Source organism: Chryseobacterium sp., from assembly GCF_041914225.1.
Classification (GTDB): domain Bacteria; phylum Bacteroidota; class Bacteroidia; order Flavobacteriales; family Weeksellaceae; genus Chryseobacterium.
In genome coordinates this window covers 60,445-82,248 of the sequence record NZ_JAYSDT010000017.1, presented here as the reverse complement: position 1 = coordinate 82,248, position 21,804 = coordinate 60,445, and the positions used below count along the sequence as shown (strand labels likewise).

General features: G+C 37.7%; 21 protein-coding genes. 15 read left to right on the top strand and 6 right to left on the bottom strand.

The features are described from left to right. The first annotated feature begins 25 nt into the window (after window positions 1-25). Window positions 26-1,189: a type IX secretion system outer membrane channel protein PorV gene (gene porV, locus ACE3RB_RS09935; protein ID WP_374464084.1), complete on the top strand. Its 1,164-nt coding sequence runs from the start codon at window positions 26-28 to the stop codon at window positions 1,187-1,189. A gap of 313 nt (window positions 1,190-1,502) precedes the next feature. Further along, window positions 1,503-3,767, top strand: coding sequence for an FUSC family membrane protein (locus ACE3RB_RS09930; protein WP_374464082.1), 2,265 nt, complete (start codon window positions 1,503-1,505; stop codon window positions 3,765-3,767). On the opposite strand, the gene ACE3RB_RS09925 is transcribed toward ACE3RB_RS09930, so the two are convergent. Then, window positions 3,748-4,362 carry a 4'-phosphopantetheinyl transferase superfamily protein gene (locus ACE3RB_RS09925; RefSeq protein WP_374464081.1) on the bottom strand — a complete coding sequence of 205 codons (615 nt, stop codon included), beginning with the start codon at window positions 4,360-4,362 and terminating at the stop codon, window positions 3,748-3,750. The genes ACE3RB_RS09930 and ACE3RB_RS09925 overlap by 20 nt on opposite strands. 226 nt (window positions 4,363-4,588) lie before the next feature. Here ACE3RB_RS09925 and ahcY point away from each other — a divergent pair, with 226 nt between their 5' ends. The 7 genes from ahcY (at window position 4,589) to ACE3RB_RS09890 (ending at window position 12,212) form a co-directional block, all read left to right on the top strand. Then, complete coding sequence (gene ahcY, locus ACE3RB_RS09920; RefSeq protein ID WP_002977614.1) at window positions 4,589-5,902, top strand: adenosylhomocysteinase; 1,314 nt, start codon at window positions 4,589-4,591, stop codon at window positions 5,900-5,902. 101 nt (window positions 5,903-6,003) lie between these two features. Continuing rightward, window positions 6,004-6,804: a hypothetical protein gene (locus ACE3RB_RS09915; protein ID WP_374464080.1), complete on the top strand. Its 801-nt coding sequence runs from the start codon at window positions 6,004-6,006 to the stop codon at window positions 6,802-6,804. Window positions 6,805-7,199: 395 nt separating this feature from the next. Continuing rightward, window positions 7,200-7,592, top strand: coding sequence for an inner membrane protein YiaA (gene yiaA, locus ACE3RB_RS09910; RefSeq protein WP_002977612.1), 393 nt, complete (start codon window positions 7,200-7,202; stop codon window positions 7,590-7,592). Between the two features lie 139 nt (window positions 7,593-7,731). Next, a complete protein-coding gene (locus tag ACE3RB_RS09905; protein WP_374464079.1) occupies window positions 7,732-9,054 on the top strand; it encodes a BspA family leucine-rich repeat surface protein in 1,323 nt (440 codons plus the stop codon). Between the two features lie 23 nt (window positions 9,055-9,077). Next, window positions 9,078-9,488, top strand: coding sequence for a hypothetical protein (locus ACE3RB_RS09900; protein WP_374464078.1), 411 nt, complete (start codon window positions 9,078-9,080; stop codon window positions 9,486-9,488). A 54-nt stretch (window positions 9,489-9,542) separates the two neighbouring features. After that, window positions 9,543-10,637: a BspA family leucine-rich repeat surface protein gene (locus ACE3RB_RS09895; protein WP_374464077.1), complete on the top strand. Its 1,095-nt coding sequence runs from the start codon at window positions 9,543-9,545 to the stop codon at window positions 10,635-10,637. A gap of 15 nt (window positions 10,638-10,652) precedes the next feature. Then, entirely contained in the window at window positions 10,653-12,212 is a 1,560-nt protein-coding gene (locus tag ACE3RB_RS09890; protein ID WP_374464076.1) for a BspA family leucine-rich repeat surface protein, read from the top strand. A 53-nt stretch (window positions 12,213-12,265) separates the two neighbouring features. Here the strand turns inward: ACE3RB_RS09890 and purE are convergent, their stop codons facing one another. Then, window positions 12,266-12,769 carry a 5-(carboxyamino)imidazole ribonucleotide mutase gene (gene purE, locus ACE3RB_RS09885; RefSeq protein WP_374464075.1) on the bottom strand — a complete coding sequence of 168 codons (504 nt, stop codon included), beginning with the start codon at window positions 12,767-12,769 and terminating at the stop codon, window positions 12,266-12,268. Window positions 12,770-12,999: 230 nt separating this feature from the next. Here purE and ACE3RB_RS09880 point away from each other — a divergent pair, with 230 nt between their 5' ends. The 4 genes from ACE3RB_RS09880 (at window position 13,000) to ACE3RB_RS09865 (ending at window position 17,818) form a co-directional block, all read left to right on the top strand. After that, window positions 13,000-13,908, top strand: a complete 909-nt coding sequence (locus ACE3RB_RS09880) for a DMT family transporter (protein ID WP_374464074.1) — start codon at window positions 13,000-13,002, stop codon at window positions 13,906-13,908. A gap of 141 nt (window positions 13,909-14,049) precedes the next feature. Beyond that, on the top strand, window positions 14,050-14,613 hold the full coding sequence (locus ACE3RB_RS09875) for a hypothetical protein (protein WP_374464073.1): 564 nt from the start codon (window positions 14,050-14,052) through the stop codon (window positions 14,611-14,613). A 7-nt stretch (window positions 14,614-14,620) separates the two neighbouring features. Continuing rightward, window positions 14,621-16,744: a cation:proton antiporter gene (locus tag ACE3RB_RS09870; RefSeq protein ID WP_374464072.1), complete on the top strand. Its 2,124-nt coding sequence runs from the start codon at window positions 14,621-14,623 to the stop codon at window positions 16,742-16,744. 261 nt (window positions 16,745-17,005) lie between these two features. After that, window positions 17,006-17,818, top strand: coding sequence for a hypothetical protein (locus ACE3RB_RS09865; RefSeq protein ID WP_374464071.1), 813 nt, complete (start codon window positions 17,006-17,008; stop codon window positions 17,816-17,818). 110 nt (window positions 17,819-17,928) lie between these two features. Here the strand turns inward: ACE3RB_RS09865 and ACE3RB_RS09860 are convergent, their stop codons facing one another. Both ACE3RB_RS09860 and ACE3RB_RS09855 read right to left on the bottom strand, forming a co-directional pair. Then, the gene (locus ACE3RB_RS09860) at window positions 17,929-19,041 is read right to left on the bottom strand and encodes a 5-(carboxyamino)imidazole ribonucleotide synthase (protein WP_374464070.1); all 1,113 of its coding nucleotides are present in this window, start codon (window positions 19,039-19,041) and stop codon (window positions 17,929-17,931) included. A 24-nt stretch (window positions 19,042-19,065) separates the two neighbouring features. Further along, window positions 19,066-19,629, bottom strand: a complete 564-nt coding sequence (locus ACE3RB_RS09855) for a DUF1543 domain-containing protein (RefSeq protein ID WP_374464069.1) — start codon at window positions 19,627-19,629, stop codon at window positions 19,066-19,068. Window positions 19,630-19,714: 85 nt separating this feature from the next. Between ACE3RB_RS09855 and ACE3RB_RS09850 the strand changes: the two genes are divergently transcribed. After that, window positions 19,715-20,545, top strand: a complete 831-nt coding sequence (locus ACE3RB_RS09850) for a sulfite exporter TauE/SafE family protein (RefSeq protein WP_374464068.1) — start codon at window positions 19,715-19,717, stop codon at window positions 20,543-20,545. Beyond that, on the top strand, window positions 20,545-20,928 hold the full coding sequence (locus ACE3RB_RS09845) for a DUF1634 domain-containing protein (protein ID WP_002977601.1): 384 nt from the start codon (window positions 20,545-20,547) through the stop codon (window positions 20,926-20,928). The genes ACE3RB_RS09850 and ACE3RB_RS09845 overlap by 1 nt, the downstream gene beginning before the upstream one ends. A 4-nt stretch (window positions 20,929-20,932) precedes the next feature. Here ACE3RB_RS09845 and ACE3RB_RS09840 read toward each other — a convergent pair whose 3' ends face one another. Next, window positions 20,933-21,310 (bottom strand): VOC family protein, encoded by a 378-nt coding sequence (locus ACE3RB_RS09840; RefSeq protein ID WP_374464067.1) that lies wholly within the window; start codon window positions 21,308-21,310, stop codon window positions 20,933-20,935. Between the two features lie 33 nt (window positions 21,311-21,343). Then, complete coding sequence (locus ACE3RB_RS09835) at window positions 21,344-21,784, bottom strand: nuclear transport factor 2 family protein (protein ID WP_374464066.1); 441 nt, start codon at window positions 21,782-21,784, stop codon at window positions 21,344-21,346. Window positions 21,785-21,804: the final 20 nt, after the last annotated feature.

Here is a 21,804-nt window from a genome sequence, read left to right as displayed (position 1 = left end):
ACTGATAATATATAAAAGACAACATATGAATTTAACTACTAAACTGCTTTTAGGATTTGGTTTGAGTGCTAGTTTTTTAGGCTATTCGCAAGATTTAGGTAAAGTAAACCCAGTTCTTACCGGAGCTCCTTTCCTAAGAATCGCACCTGATGCTAGATCAGGAGGTATGGGAGATCAAGGGGTGGTAACCTCTCCGGATGCATTTTCACAATTCTGGAATGCGGCTAAATACCCTTTCAGCAGGTCAAGTTCTTCCGTAGGTCTTAACTATACGCCTTATATGGGAAAACTTACCAATGATGTATTCTTATTATATGCTTCGTTCCATAAGTTTCTTGGGCAGGAAGAAAGATCTACAATTTCCGCGAGTATCTATTATTTCAACATGGGACAGGTAGACCTGACTCAGCTGGTAGGTACAGAAATTGCATCAATGGGTACATCAAAACCAAACGAATTCTCAATTGACGTTGCCTATGCATTGAAACTTTCTGATTCATTCTCAGGAGCTGTTACCGGTAGATTCATCCGTTCAGACTTAGCCGGAGGATTCAACACAGATACGACCCTTAAAGCGGCTAACAGTTTCGCAGTAGACGTTTCAGCATACTATAACTCTCCAAGATTCTCCAGTATTGGCGGCTATGATGGTAAAATAAATGCAGGTTTAGCTGTTCAGAACTTAGGTCCTAAACTGGATTATACAGGAAATGAAGAATCAAGATCTTATCTTCCTACCATGGCAAGATTAGGGGTTGGATATGACATGTACCTGGATGATATGAACAGAATCGGAATTTCTGTGGAAGGTTCAAAACTTTTGGTTCCAGGATCTGAATATGCCGGAATAGACCCGAATACAAGACAGCCTATTTACCAGATCCCGAACGTAGGGCCAATGGCCGGTATCGGAAAATCTTTCAAAAATAAAAACAGTATCATGTACAGTGGTGCTTTAGAATATTCTTATGACAACGCATTTTCTGTAAGAGGAGGTTACTTCCATGAAAGCGAAGAGCAGGGAGCAAGACAGTTTGCAACAGCAGGTGTCGGGTTAAAATACCGTTCTTTCGGGCTTGATCTTTCTTACCTGATCAATATGTCCAAAATCAACAGTGCATTGGATAACACGCTTCGTTTCGGGCTTACCTGGAACATCGGAGACGAAACATCCAACGTAGACCGTTAAAAAAAGCAACAGCTATATAAAAAAGCCTCATACTATATTAGTTATGAGGCTTTTTTATAGGCAGTGGTGAATCCGTCAATACGCTTCGCTTGGCAATTTATTTGCATATTGCAAACATTCACCATTCACCTTGCGAAACAAAAATTCACTATTGACCTTAATGACCAGCATTGATCTATGAATTATCAATCTGCTTCATTTATCTGTTTATTTTAAATAACCCAGACAGCACTTTAAAAAAATATAATATTTAAGTTGAGAAAAGTCTCTTTTTTATGGCGATTTTCTTAAATTCAATAGCTATTTTTGTAGTATGAACTATTCGGCGGAACTCAAAAAATTCGTAACCAGTCAGTATGTATATTCTGCGATCAGAATTACATTAGCTACTGTTCTGCCTTGTTTAGTCCTCGCCCACTTTGGAATCTTAAAAGAATATTTCCTTTTCCCGTTAGGAACCAGCTTTGTAGCGCTTACGGATCAGCCCGGACCTTTTATCCGAAGAAGAAATGCCCTCACTTTTGCGATCTGCTGTTTTGTATTTGTGGCACTCATTGCAAGTCTTGTAATGAATATCAAAATACTGGTCCTTCTGGAAGTCATTGTTTTCGGGATGTTTTTCTCCCTGATTGGGGTTTATGGCCAAAGACTGGCTGCGGTAGGCTCATTATCTCTTGTGGTACTCGCGATCTTTATTGACGGACATCTTACAGGAAGTAATATTTTCAAAAGCCTGCTGATATTTGCTTCCGGGTGTACATGGTTTTTACTCATCTTCCTTATCGTAACTACAATCCGTCCCTATAAGCTGGCAAGCCAAATGATTGGGGAAAATTATCTTCAGCTGGCTGACTTTTTAAAGATTAAAGCCAATTATTATCAGAAGAATCCGGATTTTAATAAACTGACTACTCAAGTCATCGCAAAGCAGATTGAAATAAAAAACCTGCAGGAAGATACCAGGGAAACTGTGTTTAAAACGAGAACAATCGTCAATGAATCTACAACCACCAGCCGTTTATTGATGCTGATGTTCCTGAATTCCATGGACCTCCATGAAAAGCTGATGACCTCTGAAAGTGATTATCAAAAGCTGCAGCAGAGTTTTGAAGACAGCATGATTCTGGTGAATATCCATGATTATCTTAATCTTTTGGCAGAAGAGATCACCAATATCGGAATTGCACTTCAAAGCGGTACAAGAGCCAAAGCGATGTTCAATCTGGAACTGGAATTAAAAAATTTAAATTATAATTATTTCGAACTCAGAAATAAACAGCTTTCTCCTGACAATCTCGAAAATTTCATGATCCTGCGCCAGATCCTGATGCGTATTTACGAGATCACTAAAGAAATCAACGAGATCTATAAGGTGTTTTCACAGGATATAAAGCTGGCAAAAAGTTTATCTACAGGGTTAGACTTAAGGAAATTTATGCCTAATGAGCCGAAGCTTAACGCTAAGGTGTTAAGAAATAATATTTCCCTATCATCATCCCATTTCCGCCATGCGATCAGAATTACAACCGCATTGCTGTTAGGATATCTTTTCTCTATGTTTGATTTTCTGGGACTGGGACATACTTACTGGATATTAATTACGATTACAGCCATTTTAAAACCGGCCTATTCTATTACTAAACAAAGAAATCTCCTTCGTTTGTACGGAACTATTGCAGGGGCAACTATTGCTTATGCTATTCTGTATTTCATTCATATTAACGGGATTTTATTTGCCATTCTGCTTATCAGTATGATCATGTGTTTCAGTTTTCTGAAAGGACGGTATTTCTGGGCGGTATTATTTATGACAATCTACGTTTTCCTCAGCTTTAATTTTTTAAACCCGGGGAAAGTCAATATCATTTTTAAAGACAGAATCGTTGATACAGCCATTGCCGGAATTATTGCTTTTGCAGTATCTTATATTGTGCTGCCCGTCTGGGAACATACCCAAAATCTGGATCTGATGAAAAAATCTGCAGCAGACAACCTCATCTATTTCCAGAGTGTAATTTCCAAATTCTTACAGGGAAATTTTGACCTTGAAGATTATAAAGTAAAACGGAAAAATGCAATCATCTCCCTGGCCAATCTTTCGGATAATTTCCAGAGAATGATTTCTGACCCTAAAAATCAGCAGAAAAAACTGGAAGTTGTCCATCAGTTTGTGGCTACCTCCCATCTGATTACAGCCTACACAGCTTCTCTATCCCAATATGCAAAAAGTAATGAGCAGTATCCGGAAATAGATGCCGAAAGCTGGAGCAGAAAAATTGAAGCAGAAATGCGGCAGACCTCTACCCTTCTCAACGGAAATGACATCAATGAAACATTAAAAATGGAAAGCCGCCTGGAGCCGGAAGATTCTTCCATTGAAGACATGTTGCTGAAAAGAAAAACTGAAATTGGGGAAAATGAAATCGTGGACAGAAGAGATACCGACAAGGTTTCCCATCTTACAGAGCTTAAAAACATCCAGGATATTCTGGAACTGATCTATGATGTAGCGAAAGAACAGAGAAAAGTAATCGAAAAATACAAAAACGAAACAGACCCTACTCCTCCACAATCGTAAAGCAGTAATCGTCAAAAAACTCTACCCTGGCCTTGAACTCATCTGAAAACTGATCGTCATAGACACGGCAGCTTATTTTGTGAAGATGCTTTAGTTCGAAGGGTTTCACTTCATAGTTTTTCTTTAAAGACCAGTATTTTGAGTGATGGATTTTGTACATGCTTTCCTTCACGCTCCATATGATTGTATAAAAAGTATCCGCTTTGTCTTCAGGAATGAACCCCCGTTCATTTTCATACGTGAATTTGTCAATTACCCTTAAGATCTTGGGATTAAACTTTTCAATATCAATTCCTATTTTATTTTTAGAAACCGCTATTGCAGCAAACGGGAAAGAATGGGTAATAGAAATTTCCGCATCGTAAGGAGAAAGAAAAGGCTCTCTTTCTTTATATAATATCTTGGAACCGGGCTTCAGGCCTTTCAGGAGCTTCCGCACCATCAGAACTTCCAGTAATTTTTTAGGATGATAATCTTTTACCTTTTCAGCATTTTCAGGTTCCAGAAATTCATTGATATCAAGTTCTTCACTTTCATCATACTTCCAAACCAGAATGGTGGCATTGTCATCTGAAAAATCTCGGTAAAGGGGCATTCTTTTTTTATTGGACAAAAATACTAAAAAGAAACCATTTGTAGAAGTTAGCAGGACGCGGCTTGAAATGTACAAAGATTAAGCATAGAAGGAGCTTTATTTCATAGTTCAGAATTTCATGTTTAATCTCATAAGACTGAACTTGATCTGCCGTTTTTATATCTTAATTATTAATCGTAATTTTGCCTCTCGTTATCAATTGAATTTTAAAAACTATTCATTACATATGAGTACTACAACACAATACCTTCCTTATAAAGTTAAGGATATCTCCCTTGCAGAATGGGGTAGAAAAGAAATTACCCTTGCAGAAGCAGAAATGCCGGGTCTGATGTCTATCCGTGAAGAATACGGACCGTCTCAGCCACTGAAAGGAGCAAGAATCGCAGGATGTCTTCACATGACGATCCAAACGGCTGTGCTTATCGAGACTCTGGTAGCTTTAGGAGCTGAAGTTACCTGGTCATCTTGTAATATTTTCTCTACACAGGACCACGCTGCTGCTGCAATTGCTGCTGCAGGAATTCCGGTGTATGCGTGGAAAGGTTTAAATGAAGAAGAATTTGACTGGTGTATTGAGCAGACTTTATTCTTTGGTGAAGACAGAAAGCCATTAAACATGATTCTGGATGATGGTGGAGATTTAACAAACATGGTTTTTGATAAATATCCTGAATTAACAAAAGATATCAAAGGTCTTTCTGAAGAAACCACTACAGGAGTACACAGACTATATGAAAGAATGAAGAACGGAACTTTAGTAATGCCAGCCATTAACGTAAATGATTCTGTAACTAAATCTAAATTCGACAACAAATACGGATGTAAGGAATCTGCTGTAGATGCAGTAAGAAGAGCTACAGACGTAATGCTAGCCGGAAAAAGAGTGGTAGTTTGCGGATACGGAGATGTAGGTAAAGGTACTGCAGCTTCATTCAGAGGAGCTGGTTCTATTGTTACCGTTACGGAAATTGATCCGATCTGTGCACTTCAGGCTGCTATGGACGGTTATGAAGTAAAAAGATTAGACACTGTGGTAGATAATGCTGATATCATCATTACTACAACTGGTAACTTCAATATCGTAAGAGGAGAGCATTTCCTTAAAATGAAAGATAAAGCGATCGTTTGTAACATTGGCCACTTCGATAATGAAATCGATATGGCATGGTTAAACAAAAACTATGGTCATACTAAATCTGAAGTGAAGCCTCAGGTTGATATCTATACTGTTGAAGGTAAAGAAGTGATCATCCTTGCAGAAGGTAGATTGGTAAACTTAGGTTGTGCTACAGGCCACCCAAGTTTTGTAATGTCTAACTCTTTCTCTAACCAGACTTTGGCTCAGATCGAATTATGGAATAATTCTGCTGCTTATAAAAACGAAGTATATACACTTCCTAAGCATTTAGATGAAAAAGTAGCTGCTTTACACCTTAAGAAATTAAGCGTAGAGCTTGAAACTCTTTCTCCTGAGCAGGCAGCGTATATCGGAGTAGAAGTACAAGGGCCATTCAAACCTGAGTATTACAGATACTAAGAGAAATCTAAACATGATATGATCCCGCTATTTTTAAGATAGTGGGATTTTTTTATGTAACATTATACAGTATTCCTTATTTTTGCCCACAAAAAAATACCATGAGAAAATTATTATTTCTGGGAATGATGAGCGCTGTTGTGTTCTTTAACAGCTGCAGTAGTAATAATGACGAAAATAATGAACCTAATCCTTCGAATTCTCAAATATTTTTAAGCAAAGTCACTACAGTTTATTATACAAGTCCCTCCGGCCCGCAAACCAGTATTACAAAATTTGATTATAACAGTCAGAAACAATTATTTAAAATTATATCAGAAAATACAACCTCCGTTTTGGAATATGACGGTGCAGGAAAACCTTCAAAAATTACTTACCAAAAAGCAGATGGTACCGTAGCTTATTATAAAACCTTTACATATAATGGTGATCAGCTTACGATGATTAAGAAAATACATCCAGATACTTACTATAATACAACAATGACGTATACCAATGGTAAAGTTACTGCTGCTTCCACTTGTGAGTCTTCCAATTGTATAAACCCATCTACAATTGCATATACTTATAGTGGTGATAATGTTTCGGAAGAAATTTCGGTCAGTGATGGTATTGGCGGTCCACTTACAAATAAAAAAGAATTTTCATATGATAACAAGGTAAATCCTTATTCTTTGATGGGCAAATATTTTAGAATGATTATGGGAGGAGCAGAGTTTTTAAGTCAAAATAATTATACCACAGTAAAAATAAGTGGCAAAGATGGCACTGGAAACTGGAGCCAAATTATGAATTTTACCTATCAGATAGAATATAATAGTAATCAATTGCCAACTCAGGTCATGGTAAAACTGGATAATAATGATTACGCAAAATATACTTACGAATATATCACTCAGTAAAACAAAGCTCTCCATTTTGGAGAGTTTTTTATGAGCTGATTCACGCTATCCGCTCATACTCCTCACGCCAGCACCTTCAACCTAAGCAAAGCCGAAAGGCCTCAGCGCAAGTTACGGGGTAACCGCTGCTATCGGGGCTAGGAAAATATAAATGATGAATGATGAGTGATAAATTATAGATAGATTTATATTATTCAATAGAAACGGGTTATATCCTAAGCTTAGACGAAGAGAGCCGTTCTCATTAAATAAAGAATATATCCATGGCTTTAGCCGAAATTTACTATAATAAGCAAACGGCACCGTACTTTACACATATTTCCCTTTACTAAAGGTTCTATTTATAAAAAATGAATATCTTAGCCCTCTTAAAATAAAAAATAAAACATTAAACTATGAAAAAACAAAGAGTGTCGAATGCATTTGTTGCTGCATCATGGGTAGCATTGGGAGCAGGAATGATCGGTTTCATTGTCGGTCTTGCAAGAGCTGAAATGCAGCTGAATGAGAAAGGATATTATTTCACCATCCTTCTTTATGGCTTATTTGCCGTTGTTTCGCTGCAGAAAGCAGTAAGGGACAGATTAGAAAACATTCAGGTTACGGATATTTATTACGGAATCTGCTGGTTTGCCACATTATCGTCAATTGTATTATTGGCTATAGGACTTTGGAATGCCACCATCCTTCCAAGTGAAAAAGGTTTTTATGCCTTTGCTTTTTTGCTCGCTCTTTTCGGAGCCATAGCCGTTCAGAAAAACACCCGGGACAATATGATTCAGGAATAAAACAAACTCTCCAAAACGGAGAGTTTTTTATTTATATAAATGCATTAAAATTTATAAAATACTACAAATTTAATATTTAAGTTAAAAATATATTAAGTTTTTTGTTATTTTAGCTGTGCTTATTTCACAAACTAATGACATGTACAAAAAACTAATAACTTCTGCTCTGTTTATAGCAGCATTTCAGCTTTCAAAGGCACAAAATGAATTTATCACAATCTGGAAAACCCAGAATGCACAACTCATTAAATTTCCCGGGAGAGGAACCAATTTCAAAGTCTATTGGGAAGAAGTAGGATATCCTCAGCATAATGGCACAATGAATAATGTAACTTCCACTACTGAATTCATTATCAACCTAGGTGTACCATTTAATCCTGTATCATCCCAGGCCAGCTACAGAATTAAAATCAGTGACGGAAACGGAAGTTTTGATCAGGTAAGATTCTTTGACAATACATTAACTCCCACTTACAATGCTGCAGACCGTTCAAAAATCACTCAGATTACCCAGTGGGGAAATATAAAATGGAAAAGCTTTGACAATGCTTTTGTATATTGTGACAATATGGATGTTACGGCTACTGATGCTCCGGACCTCAGCATGGTTACCAGTATGCGCCAGATGTTTTATTTGTGTACTTCACTCATTGGCAATCCTTCTTTCAACACTTGGAACACCTCTACCATCAAAGATATGCATTATATGTTTGGTGACAATTATCTCTTCAACCAGCCATTGGGAAACTGGGATACTTCGAATGTTACAGATATGTCATATATGTTTGACTATACTGGATTCAACCAGTCTCTCAGCGAATGGAATACAGCAAACGTGACTACTATGGAGCATATGTTTCATGATTCTGAAAATTTTAACCAGGATCTTCAAAACTGGAATACAGCCAATGTCACTAATATGAACGAAATGTTCCATGAGACCGCTTTTAATCAAAATATCGGAAAATGGAATTTAAGTTCATTAACAACAGCTACCGGAATGTTTCTCAATTCTGCGATGAGCTGTGTGAATTATGATAAAACGCTTTTTGGATGGAGCCAGAGTTCATCAACACCCAGTAATATTAACTTATCCAGTGCTTCGCCATTAATCTATTCTCATGCTGATGCTGTCACTGCCAGAAATTATTTAATTAATTCTAAAGGCTGGACTATATCAGGCGATGCTTACAACGGACTCTGCAACCAGACCCTTTCAACGTCTGAAAACGCGATCAATAATAAACCAGCTATTTACCCAAATCCTGTAAAGGATGTGATTCATCTTAAAAATATTCAGCATCCGGTAAGTTATAGCATCACTGATATGAGCGGAAAAACTGTCGCCAAAGACAATCTTGAACATGAAAAGATTACTGTCAGACTTTTGACTCCGGGAAAGTATATCCTGCAAGTCCTGACAAAGAATACAATTCATACACTCCCGTTCATCAAACAATAAACTAACACCATAAAACGATAACCATGATTCTTAAAAAAATTCCAACACTCATTTTTCTTTTGCTGATATTCCTGGCAAAAGCCCAGAATGAATTTATCACCATCTGGAAACCGGGTTCTACTGTTTTACCACCAGTAAATGTAGATGCTCCCTATCAGGCAAATTCTCAGCAGATATGGTTTCCCGGAATTGGTGACAATTATGATATTTACTGGGAGGAAGTAGGATATCCCCAACATAACGGAACTCTTACCAATGTCACTTCTACAAAGCAGGTTTTTATTGATTTTGGCGCTTCCCTTTCAGGCGGACCCGATGCAAAATACAGGGTAAAAGTGAGCAATGGCAGCGGTACATTCAGACAAATCAGATTCGGAACGGTCCAACTACTTCCCGGTCCCGAGCAACTCATCCCCATTTGGCAGATCAATTGAAGTACAGATAAATTACTAGAAATAGAACAGTGGGGTAATATTTTATGGACTACTATGAACTGCGCCTTCAGTCTATGCAAGCTTATGGAGCTTACTGCCACAGATACTCCAAACCTTAATAATGTGGAGGATGCTTCTTTCATGTTTTATGGTACTACCAATTTTAAAGGCGCAAGCTCTATGCAAAACTGGGATACTTCGAAGATCCGGAATTTCAGTTTTATGTTTTCACTTTTATTTGATACACCATCTCCACCTGGGCTGACAGAGCAATTCAATCCACCTTATCTTGACAGCTGGAATATGTCATCTGCCACGAATCTTAGCTATATGTTTTCAAACAGAACTCATTTTAACCAGACTCTCAACAGCTGGGATGTATCAAAAGTAACTGATATGAGCTGGATGTTTGCCCAGTGTTTAAGCTTCAATCAGCGGCTGGATAACTGGGATACCTCAAACCTTGAAGATATGCACTTTATGCTTCATATGATTCCTGCCTTCAATCAGCCGTTAAACTGGAACACTTCCAAAGTTATCAATATGGCTCATATATTTCATGGTTGTACATCCTTTAATCAGTCTTTAGAAAATTGGGACATGACTAAAGTAGAGAAAATTGATCATATACTGAATGGCGCAACAAGCTACAATCAGCCATTAGGAAACTGGAATTTGGCTTCTCTTATTAATGGTACCGGTTCTTTAACATTGTCAGGACTTAATTGTGAAAATTACAGTAAAACACTCATGGGATGGGCAGATAATCCCAATACGGCGAACAATATCTCATTAGGTTCTTTAACAGTATTAAAATATGCTTCCAATGTGTCAGACAAAAGAAATATTCTCATCAACAAAGGGTGGTCATTTACCGGTGATACTGTTGGAAACTGTTTATTGTCTTCATCAGATGTAAAGCTGAATAAAAAACTTTCGCTTTATCCTAACCCTGCATCAGATGATATCCATATTGAAGGACTAAGTGATATTAAAAATTATAAAATTTATGAGACAAGCGGAAGACTCGTAAAGGAAGGAAATCCTAACAATGATATAATCAATGTAAGCTCTTTACCCAAAGGAAATTACATCATACAGCTTATCACGAAAGAAAAAACATTTTCTTCAAAATTAATTAAGAAATAACTATAAAGTACCAATATGATACTGAAAAAATTTTTGTCCGTCTTTTTAATTTTCATGGTATGCATGGTAAAAGCCCAGAATGAATTTATCACCATCTGGAAGCCTGCTTCTACTGTAACACAGCCCATTACTGTAAGTGCTCCTTATCAGGCTGATGATCAACAAATATGGTTTCCCGGAATTGGCGAAAACTATGACATTTACTGGGAAGAAGTTGGATTTCCCCAGCATAATGGGAGCCTTATTGGTGTAACTTCCACAAAACAGGTTTTTATTGATTTTGGAACCTCTATCGCAGATAAAGATGCTGCAAAATACAGAGTAAAAGTAAGTAACGGAAATGGTGTTTTTCAACAGATAAAATTTGGAGAAGTACAGGAGGCACAGCTTCCGGATCAGATTTTCCCTATCTGGCAGGTTAACGGAAGCGCTGATAAAATACTGGAAATAGAACAATGGGGAAACATTGTCTGGACATCAATGAACAATGCCTTCAGTCAATGTAAACTTGTTCAGATCACTGCTACAGACATTCCCAACCTAAGTAATGTTGAGGATGCTTCTTACATGTTTTATGGTACAAAAAGCTTTACAGGCGCAAGTTCTATGCAAAACTGGGATACTTCTAAGATTAAGAATTTCAGATTTATGTTTGCTCTTATTTTTGACACCATTATCAGCTCACTTCCTGATCAGTTTAATCCTCCTTATTTTAATAGTTGGGATATGTCCTCTGCAACTGATCTCAGTTTTATGTTTGCGGGAAGAGGGCTCTTTAACCAGACATTAAACAACTGGAACGTTTCGAATGTAACTGATATGAAATGGATGTTTGCTCTTTGCCCAAGCTATAATCAGCCTATGGATAACTGGGATACTTCAAGCCTTGAAGACATTCGTTTTATGTTCCATTTTGATTCTGATTTCAATCAATCTTTAGACCATTGGAACACTTCTAAAATTACTAATATGGCCCATGCTATTCATGGCTGCACAGCCTTTAATCATTCCCTGGAAAATTGGGACATGACCAAGGTTACAAGAATAGACCAGATTCTTAAGGAAACTCCGAATTTTAATCAATCCCTTGCAAGCTGGAATCTTGCCAGCGTTAATAACGGAGCCCAGGCTTTGATGCAGACAGGAATGGACTGTGAAAATTTCAGTAAAACACTGGCAGGATGGGCAGATAATCCTAACACGGCAAATAACGTCGACTTAGATATTACAGCACCTCTGACATACGCTTCCAATGCGGCAGACAAAAGGAATATTCTTATCAATAAAGGATGGACGATGTCGGGTGATACTGTAGGAAACTGCCTGCTGTCTTCATCAGACATACAACTCAGAAAAAAGTTTTCACTCTATCCCAATCCTGCGGTAGATGATATCCATATTGAGGGATTAAATGATATTAAGAGTTATAAAATTTATGATGCAGGCGGAAGGGTTGTGCAGGAAGGAAATCCAAACAAAGATATGATCAATATAGGTCCTCTTTTGAAAGGAAATTACATTTTACAACTTATTTTGAAAGACCAGACTATCTCTTCAAAATTCATTAAAAAGTAAAAAACAAAAAGCCTCGCTGTAAAGTGAGGCTTCTGTTTTGAGTTTAAAATAAACTATTTATCAAAATGATTAGGATGCTGAGCTTTGATATCATCTACTGTTCCCAATACTTTATCTTTTAAAGAATCCTGATATTTCTGAAGTTTGGCTGCCACTTCTTCATTACCGCTTCCTAGAATTTTTGCAGCTAAAATCCCTGCATTCAAAGCGCCGTTCAGAGCTACGGTAGCAACCGGTATTCCACCGGGCATCTGAAGGATAGACAAAACAGAATCCCAACCGTCTATAGAATTACTGGAAAGGATCGGAACCCCGATTACCGGAACTGTAGTACAGCTGGCTACCATTCCCGGAAGGTGAGCTGCTCCTCCTGCTCCCGCTACGATTACTTTCAAACCTCTCTCCTGGGCTGTTTTCGCATAATCGAACATTCTTTCCGGTGTTCTGTGTGCTGAAACTACCGTTAATTCATAAGGGATATCAAGGCTTTTAAGAAAATTTGCAGCCTGTTCCATGATCGGCAGATCACTCTGACTGCCCATAATAATTCCTACCATCTTCAATTTTATTAGATGCCCAAAGATAAAAAATTAAAACGTAAAGGTGAAAGGCAACAATTTTTCCTAAAACAATTTATTTTTTCACTAGATGTGTATTTTTATTATTTAAATAATTAATAATGATCTTTTTGGCGTAAATTTTTCATCTGTACTCCTATAAATAACAGCATCTGTATCCATTACAATCCCTCTGAAAATGGATATATTTGCTGTAACACCACATTAAATTGAAAGATTATAAACTTACACTGGCTGTATGTACCGTTGCGATTGTCTGGGGTACTACGTTTTTATCGATAAGGGTTGCGGTAGAAACTATTCCCGCATGGTTTGTAGCAGGAATACGTCAGTCCCTCGCCGCTGTAATCATGTTCCTTATTCTCACCTATAAAAAAGAGTTTAAATGGATTGGATGGAACAACCTGAAATATCAGCTTATCTTTTCAGCTTTAATGCTTGTGGTAGCCAACGGAATGACAACCGTTGCTGAAGAAGAAGTAACGAGCAGCCTGACGTCACTGATAAGCGCATGCTCTCCTATTCTGGTATTTTTCGGAAGTATGGCTTTAGGACTTCAGAAATTCAGCTGGCGGGCTTTTGCAGGAGTTATTTTATGTTTTAGCGGAATCCTGTTCATATTCTGGGACGGCATTAATGATCTTAAGAATCCGGATTATGCCCTTGGTATTCTGTTTTTATTTATTGCCATTGCAGGTTGGGCTTCAGGAACAATTTTCACGAAAAAGCTTAATATTCAAAGCGGAAATATTTCTCTGAACCTTTTTTACCAGTTTGCATTTGCAGGCATTATACAAATCATTTTTGCATTTCTTTTTACAGAAAATTATAATTTCGGAAACTGGAGCCTGAAAAGTATTTCTGCCATGCTCTATTTATCCTGTCTCGGTTCTGTCGCGGCGTTTTTTGCCTTTCACTATGCATTGACCAAAGTTTCTCCCGTTCAGGTATCTATACTGGCTTATATCAATACAATCATCTCTATTTTTCTAAGCTGGCTGATTCTTGATGAAAAAATTTCTGCCAAATTCATCATTGCGGCAATACTCATCATTGTGGGGGTTTTTGTTATTAATTACAACCCGGCCATGTTTAAAAAACAAAGAATCGAGTCGTAAACAGAAAATAATATTAGCAATATCAAGACTTTCTATTCTTCTGTTTTTTAGCTTATTAAATACAATTAAAATCTGAGCTTTGTGGAATAGGTTTCATATTTCCTTCATTTTTCCTATATTGTATACTCCAACCAATACAATATGCTGAAAAACACATTTTTTTTATTTCTGGCAGCTTCCCTTCTATTGGTAAGCTGTGATTACAAAGAGAAGGAAAAGAACCTGACAGACAGGGAAAAACAATTATTAGAGAAAGAAAAGCTTTTTGCCAGGAAAGAATCCGAATACCAGTCACTTCTGAAAATGAGAGACAGTATTTTTGCTAAAAAAGATTCTGTGGTAATCGCTGCGTGGCCTGCGGAAATTTCCGGCCCATGGAACGGAAAAGTGATCTGTACAGAGTCTAACTGCAGTGAATATGCTGTGGGTGACCAGCGTACCGATATCTGGGAATTTGATAATGATCCTACCCAGCCTGTCACCAAAATTATCAATAACAATAATCTGGTGAGGCTGTATACAGGCAAATTTGAGAATAATGAAATCAGATTGTCTTTCAAAACAGATTCTACAGCCAAAAAGAATGTAGAAATGAACGTTCTTCTTAATGATATTTCGGACAACAAGATCAAAGGAACAAGAACCATCACTTCTGATGGCTGTACCGCCAAGTTCTCTGTTGAATTAGTACGTTCCACAAAATAAAACACTTATGATTTTACTGAGTATACATAATCTGAGTCTTCCCATAGAAGATCCGGTGCTGAAATTCCTTTTGGTACTGGTCATCATACTGGCAGCTCCCCTGCTGCTTAATAAAATTAAAGTTCCGCATCTTTTGGGACTTATTATCGCCGGTGCAATCATTGGCCCGAACGGATTCAACGTATTGTCCAGAGACAGCAGTATTGTAGTGACCGGAACTACCGGACTTCTCTACATTATGTTTCTGGCCGGGCTTGAAATTGATATGGGAGACTTCAAAAAGAATAAATGGAAAAGTCTCACTTTTGGTATCTATACTTTTACAGTTCCTTTTGTATTAGGATATCTGGGGGGCTACTACATTCTTCATTTTTCAATGCTGACCTCTATCCTGTTTGCCAGCCTCTTTTCTTCCCATACCCTTATCGCCTACCCGCTGGTAAGCAAGTTGGGAATAGCAAAAAACAAAGCGGTTAATATCACCGTCGGAGGTACCATGATCACAGATATTCTTGCCTTATTGGTACTTGCTGTAATTGTGGGGATGTCTCAGGGAGACGTCGGAACAGAATTCTGGGTCAAATTATCTGTGTCTTTTGTGGTTTTTGCATTAATTGTTTTAATTGTATTCCCTATCATAGGACGCTGGTTCTTCAAACGGGTGGATGATAAAATCTCTCAGTATATTTTTGTACTGGTTATGATTTATCTGGCGGCCATGCTTGCCGAGCTTGCCGGTGTAGAAGCCATTATCGGGGCATTCTTTGCTGGTTTGGCATTAAACAGACTTATTCCTCACACCTCTTCTTTAATGAACAGGGTTGAGTTTGTAGGAAATGCGATCTTTATTCCGTTCTTCCTGATCAGTGTAGGAATGCTGATTGATTTTAAAGTGTTCTTTAAAAGCTGGGAAACGCTGGAAGTAGCTGCTATTATGCTGGTAGCTTCCATCGGAGGGAAATATCTTTCTGCTGTTGCTACTCAAAAAACATTCAGACTTTCTAAAGAGGAAGGAAAACTGATCTTTGGATTAAGCTCCGCTTCTGCAGCTGCCACTCTTGCATCTGTAATGGTTGGATATAATATTATTCTTTCTGAAACAGAAACCGGAGAACCCGTAAGATTGTTGAATGAACATGTACTAAACGGAAGTATCCTTCTGATCCTAGTGTCATGTACCATTTCCTCTTTCATTTCCATGGCAAGTGCCCAGAAAATTGCTGAAAGCGATAATGAAGACACCGTTTCCGGAAATACTCATGAGGAAGAAAATATCCTGTTAGCCATTAACCATGAAGCAACGGTTGAAAGAATGGTAAATCTGGGAATCCTGATCAAAGCGCATTCCAATACAGAAGACCTGTTTGCCCTGAATGTGATCAATGAGGATAAGAATGAATCTTCAGTGAAAAATGCTGAAAAACTTCTTCATCAGGCAGCTGATGCAGCTGCTGCGGCAGATGTTACATTACAGGCTTTAAAGAGATACGACAATGATGTGATCAATGGAGTCAATAATGTGATTAAAGAACAGAAAATCACAGACCTCATCATCGGATTAGAGGATGAAAAAGGATTCTCTCCCTCTTTCGTTTACAATCTCTACAACGGTTATCTGCAGAATGATGATGTGAATGTACTGGTATATCATGCAGCACAGCCTCTTTCCACCATTAAGAAATATGCCGTAATGATTCCGGAAAATGCCCACCAGGAGGCTGGATTCTTCCATGCATTATTGAGAGTCTGGAATATTGCTAGAAACTCCGGAGCTACCATTGTTTTTTATGCCCCGGAAAATATTATTGACATTCTTCAGAAAATTATCAAGAAGGCCAATATAGAAGCAGAATTCATCATTATGAACACATGGCAGGATGGAGAAAGAACCGCAGCCGGATTAAAGGATGATGAAGCTTTGATTATCCTGATGGCAAAACGAGGGATGAAATCCTATATTCCAAGAATGAGACTGATTCCGGAACTTCTGAACAGAAACCTCAGCGAGAATAACTATCTGCTGATTTTCCCTTTCTCAGAATATGATAAAAACAGTCCTGAGGTACGTTCTGTAGGGAATCATGGGGATTTTGTGGAGATTGGGAATGTGATTCAGAAGATTTTTAAATAAAAGAAGTTTAGAGAGGCTGGAAGCTGGAAGAGGGATGATGGAAGTTACTCATCTGCGAATAATCATTTTTTATTAAATCATCAAACAATTTGAGTCATCAATAGGATCGGGCTTTAGCCCGATATAAACAATATGGATGCATTTGGCTTTAGCCGAAACTTAATTTAGATTTTGGCTGAAGCCAATGGAATTTATAATTATTGATAAACGGGCTAAAGCCCGTTCCTATTGAATTTCGTATTTTAGCTCAAAAAATAACCTATGAAACAAACTATCGGATTTCTCTTCTTTTTTATGGGCATCATTATTTCTGCACAAAGCCTCACTCTTTCGGATAAAGAGCTGAAAAAGAAGCTGGATTCTATCAAAACTGAAGGAAATCTACTCTACTCTTACGAAAACGCATCATGGCATGCAGGAGATCTTGTGGGCAGCAATAAAAGACTTGCTGAAAATACAGGGAGCTATATCACATACCAGAAAAATGATACCATCAAAACCTCTTTTCTTAATAAAGCAGGTAATATGATTATTGCAGAACTTTCTTTTAAAAATAATCAAACAAAACCTGTAAAAGAGAATTTTAAAGAAAGGGGACTTAATGAAACTGAAAGCATTTTAAAAAGTATCCGTTCCACTGTTATTCCACAGTTATCTGATTCAAAATATGCGGTAACGGTACCACAGGGATATAGTCTTAATATGATTATTATTCCGTTTAATGAAAACTATAAAGTGTATTTAATACCAGGTACCGCCCAGTCCGGTGTAATTCCTTTTGGAAATGATTATCTTTTTGTTTCTGATAAAAAAGGGAATATTATTTCCCATAAAAAATTTCATTCAAGACTTATTCCAACATCTACAGCATTGGAAAATGGAGGAACAGTAACAATGTCTACTCACAGCCATTTAGTAACCAATCCATTTATTTCTGCAACAGATATTTGTACTTTTAAACTGTATGCTCCACTTACATCGCTTGAAGAATTCTCTGTTTTATCAACCGCTTTAGGAAGTTATATTAAATACAATTATAAAAAGGATAATATTGAGGTGATTAAAAATCCTTGATTATAAAAGATTTCAATAGCGTCGGGCTTTAGCCCGATGTGAACCATAGGAAAAAAGGGAGCTGTTTTTAACTTTAAAAACAGCTCCCTTTTTTTATCTTTAAAATGATGTTACTCAGCAATCACTCTTACCATTCCCTTCACCATGACAAGCTTTTCCATAAGCTCTTCTCTGGAATCTGCAAGGACATTGATGTGTCCCATTTTTCTTCCCGGTTTGGTTTCTGTTTTTCCGTATAAATGGATGTAGGTTTCAGGCAGTCTAAGGACATCTTCTATTCCTTCATAGACTACTTTTCCGGTATATCCTTCAGCTCCTACAAGATTCAGCATTCCGCTGTATGTGATGGCATCGGTATCAGCTAAGGGTAGATTTTTTACCACACGATACATCTGCTCAAACTGCGAGTTGGTATTTCCTTCCTGGCTCTGGTGTCCTGAATTATGAAGTCTTGGCGCTGTTTCATTCACCCATACTTTTCCTTCTTTATCAAGGAATAATTCGATAGCAAATAATCCCGGAGAATTAACCGCATTTAAAAATTTCTCCGTAATGGAATCAATCTGGTTCTGTACATCCTCAGTTAAAAGCACCGGGCATACATTGAAGTCCAAAAGATTCAGTTTCGGATCTGCCACCATTTCCGTTACAGGGAAAATATTGGTTTCTCCTTTTTCGTTTCTTGCAACAATAACAGAAAGTTCTTTGTCAATATCCACAAGGCTTTCTATAACTGAAGCTTCTGTCCAGATATGCTGGTAATCTTCTTCCGTTCTGATAACCTGAACTCCTTTTCCGTCATATCCGCCCGTATTCATTTTCTGAACGAATGGCAATGGCATAATGATCTTTTCATCACTGTTCCATACCACCTGGAATTCCGGACTTGGAATATCATGAGCTTTATAAAATTCTTTCTGAAGGATCTTTTGCTGGATGGTTTTGATAATATTGGCATTAGGAACCACTCTTACTCCCTGCTTTTCAAGTTCTGCCAACGCATCCGCATTTACGTGCTCTATTTCAATGGTTACAACATCTTTATCTTTTCCGAAGTTCAAAACAGTGTCATAGTCATTGAAATTTCCCTGCGTAAAATACGAGATATTATGACATGGTGCATCAGATGCAGGATCCAGAGTATAAAACTCATCATCATACTTCAATGCACTTTGTATCAGCATTCTTCCCAGTTGTCCGCCTCCCAGAATTCCTATTTTCATTTTTTATTTTTATTAGATTTATTCTTATTGGATCTTATCAATTTTTAAATAACCCAGTCCCATCGGGTTTTTCTGATTTTCTGCATCAGATTTTTTAAGAATGATAGAATATTTTTCTTTCATATGGGCAGGAAGAATATCGCTCACATTGAAAATATCATCAATATCTACTCCATGCTTATCATCAATATGACTTACAGCTCCTTCAAAACCCATTGTCTGATAAAATTCGGTAGCTTTTGCTCTTTTTACGATTTCTCCCATGGATGGCCCTACCATTAAGTGCTGCTCGTGAAATTCTTCAAAGAAACCAGGCTTGTATCCTCCTAAATTGAGGAAAAACAGCTGGTCTTCAGAAGACTTTTCTCCCTTGTTCACAATCTCCACTTCATATCCGTCAGCAAATTGTACTTCCTGATAACAGTCTACGTGGATTTTCCCATCCGCTTCCTTCCAAAAGTCTTTCATATCCGGAACCAGATCTTTCAGATTCTCTGCAATCCCGAAGAAAACATCGTGCTGCTCAATATTCCTTCCTTGAGGTGTTGCCCCCAGAATGACATAAAATAATTTCAATTGATTTTTCATGCATACAAAAATACGTTAAATTTATCTTTTTCAAATGTTTGGCAGACAAGCACAATAATTTTATATTTGTAACATTATTTGTAGTATGTCAGAAATTATCATACTCTTCCTTGGCGCAATTTCCGCTGGTCTTTTAGGTTCACTTACGGGTTTAGGAGGAGGAGTTATCATTATTCCTTTATTAACGCTGGGTTTCGGCGTTCCAATGCATTACGCTATCGGTGCTTCGCTCATTTCTGTGATCGGAACTTCTTCCGGTGCGGCTGTAGCTTTCGTGAAAGAGGGCTTTACCAATATGAGAATCGGGATGTTTCTCGAGATAGCCACTACAGCAGGAGCTATCATCGGTGCCCTTGTTTCGGGAATGCTTAATCCGAATACCATCGGAATTATTTTCGCAAGTATTCTTCTTTTAACGGTTATTTTAAATCTTAAAGGAAAACCGGATCATCAGGAGCCACTGGTCAAAGGAAGCCTGGAAGATAAGTTGAAATTATACGGAACATTTCCGGATAAAGGAGTATTGAAAAACTATTCTGCAAGAAATACAGTTCCCGGATTTTTAATGATGATGTTTGCCGGTGCCATGTCCGGACTTTTAGGAATAGGTTCCGGAGCATTGAAGGTATTAGCCATGGATAATATGATGAAACTGCCTTTCAAAGTATCTACAACCACCAGTAACTTCATGATCGGAGTAACGGCAGTAGCCAGCGCACTGATCTATTTTCAGAGAGGAGAAATTATTCCGGTAATTGTAGCTCCGGTACTGATTGGGGTGGTCATCGGAAGTTTCATCGGTTCAAAGACGCTGATGGTATCAAAGACTAAAAAATTAAAAGTATTTTTTGCCATTGTGATTACCATCCTTTCGGTTTATATGATGTATAACGGTATCAACAAAAGTTTCAGATAATGAAAAAGAATTTTACAGATGTAGATCTGAACCGTTCCGTAGGAAATCTTCTGAGACTGGGTGTTATTCTATCTGTGGCTACATCACTGATCGGTTTTATCAAGCTGTTCTTCGAAGGTTTTAAAATGCCTGAAAACTACACCAGCCTTGTGGTAGGTACTTCTTCTGAAAAGATATGGGGATATTTCTGGGATTCTCTGTGCAAAGGAGAAGGTATGGCCATCATTCAGCTGGGTATTCTTTTATTGATCATTACACCCCTGATGAGGATTGTTTTCGCTCTGATAGGCTATTTAAAAGAAAAAGACTACGTCTATGTAGTCATTTCCTCTATTGTTTTAGCTATTATGGCGGTGAGTTTCCTTACCGGTTACGCGCACTAAAATTTTACATTTCATAAAACTCTAAAGGCAGCTGGTCCGGATCCTGCGTAAAGAAAAATTCTTTTCCGGTGAACTCGTCTATACGGATTTCTTCACAAACAAGCCCTTTTCCGATGAGCTCGTTACGTTTTTCTGTAACATTTTCTACGGAGAAAGCAAGATGCCTTAAGCCGCATGCTTCCGGGCGTGAAGGGCGCTGTGGCGGATCGGGAAAAGAGAACAGCTCGATCACATAATGATCCCCAATGGCCAGATCAAGCTTATAAGACTGTCTTTCTTCACGGTATACTTCGCGAATGATATTCAAATCTAAAATTTCTGTATAAAACTTCTTTGAAACAGCATAATCTGAACAGATAATGGCAATATGATGGATTTTCATTTTTTCTTTAAATTATTTCTGAATTCAACTTTATTATTGTATTTCTTTGCAGTTATCTTTCCTTCTCGTATCAATAATATACTGAATTTTCCACTCATTATTCTGCTTTACCAGCTGAAAACTATTAGCACCGCAATGTGACAACTTCCCCTTTAAATAAAAGGAATAAGGCGTAAAAACGCTCGCCAGGCCTCCGTCTGTATGAACAGCTTCTATGATAATTCTTTCATCCAGATCACCTTTGGGAAATTTTGAGACTGAAGCAATGAAATCCTGTACACTGTCACTTTTTACAGTACCGTCTTTTGTTATGGTTTGAAGGACCGCATTTTCCGTAAAAGCAGATTTTACCAGCTCCGGATCTGAATTTTTCATGCCGAGAAATAAGTTACGGACAGGTTTTTCAATATCTTTATTCTGCTGACCGAAGCCTGAAATACTGATCAGAAGAAAAAACACAACTATTTTATTCATGGAACAGATTTAGATCAATA

What these genes read in the sequence shown, in the direction of transcription:
- ACE3RB_RS09835 (WP_374464066.1), bottom strand. Translation starts at nt 21,784, where the DNA reads ATGAATAAAATAGTTGTGTTTTTTCTTCTGATCAGTATTTCAGGCTTC.
- ACE3RB_RS09930 (WP_374464082.1), top strand. Translation starts at nt 1,503, where the DNA reads ATGAACTATTCGGCGGAACTCAAAAAATTCGTAACCAGTCAGTATGTA.
- ACE3RB_RS09900 (WP_374464078.1), top strand. Translation starts at nt 9,078, where the DNA reads ATGATTCTTAAAAAAATTCCAACACTCATTTTTCTTTTGCTGATATTC.
- ahcY (WP_002977614.1), top strand. Translation starts at nt 4,589, where the DNA reads ATGAGTACTACAACACAATACCTTCCTTATAAAGTTAAGGATATCTCC.
- yiaA (WP_002977612.1), top strand. Translation starts at nt 7,200, where the DNA reads ATGAAAAAACAAAGAGTGTCGAATGCATTTGTTGCTGCATCATGGGTA.
- ACE3RB_RS09845 (WP_002977601.1), top strand. Translation starts at nt 20,545, where the DNA reads ATGAAAAAGAATTTTACAGATGTAGATCTGAACCGTTCCGTAGGAAAT.
- ACE3RB_RS09860 (WP_374464070.1), bottom strand. Translation starts at nt 19,041, where the DNA reads ATGAAAATAGGAATTCTGGGAGGCGGACAACTGGGAAGAATGCTGATA.
- ACE3RB_RS09895 (WP_374464077.1), top strand. Translation starts at nt 9,543, where the DNA reads ATGAACTGCGCCTTCAGTCTATGCAAGCTTATGGAGCTTACTGCCACA.
- ACE3RB_RS09875 (WP_374464073.1), top strand. Translation starts at nt 14,050, where the DNA reads ATGCTGAAAAACACATTTTTTTTATTTCTGGCAGCTTCCCTTCTATTG.
- ACE3RB_RS09865 (WP_374464071.1), top strand. Translation starts at nt 17,006, where the DNA reads ATGAAACAAACTATCGGATTTCTCTTCTTTTTTATGGGCATCATTATT.
- purE (WP_374464075.1), bottom strand. Translation starts at nt 12,769, where the DNA reads ATGGTAGGAATTATTATGGGCAGTCAGAGTGATCTGCCGATCATGGAA.
- ACE3RB_RS09925 (WP_374464081.1), bottom strand. Translation starts at nt 4,362, where the DNA reads ATGCCCCTTTACCGAGATTTTTCAGATGACAATGCCACCATTCTGGTT.
- ACE3RB_RS09870 (WP_374464072.1), top strand. Translation starts at nt 14,621, where the DNA reads ATGATTTTACTGAGTATACATAATCTGAGTCTTCCCATAGAAGATCCG.
- porV (WP_374464084.1), top strand. Translation starts at nt 26, where the DNA reads ATGAATTTAACTACTAAACTGCTTTTAGGATTTGGTTTGAGTGCTAGT.
- ACE3RB_RS09905 (WP_374464079.1), top strand. Translation starts at nt 7,732, where the DNA reads ATGTACAAAAAACTAATAACTTCTGCTCTGTTTATAGCAGCATTTCAG.
- ACE3RB_RS09890 (WP_374464076.1), top strand. Translation starts at nt 10,653, where the DNA reads ATGATACTGAAAAAATTTTTGTCCGTCTTTTTAATTTTCATGGTATGC.
- ACE3RB_RS09855 (WP_374464069.1), bottom strand. Translation starts at nt 19,629, where the DNA reads ATGAAAAATCAATTGAAATTATTTTATGTCATTCTGGGGGCAACACCT.
- ACE3RB_RS09850 (WP_374464068.1), top strand. Translation starts at nt 19,715, where the DNA reads ATGTCAGAAATTATCATACTCTTCCTTGGCGCAATTTCCGCTGGTCTT.
- ACE3RB_RS09915 (WP_374464080.1), top strand. Translation starts at nt 6,004, where the DNA reads ATGAGAAAATTATTATTTCTGGGAATGATGAGCGCTGTTGTGTTCTTT.
- ACE3RB_RS09840 (WP_374464067.1), bottom strand. Translation starts at nt 21,310, where the DNA reads ATGAAAATCCATCATATTGCCATTATCTGTTCAGATTATGCTGTTTCA.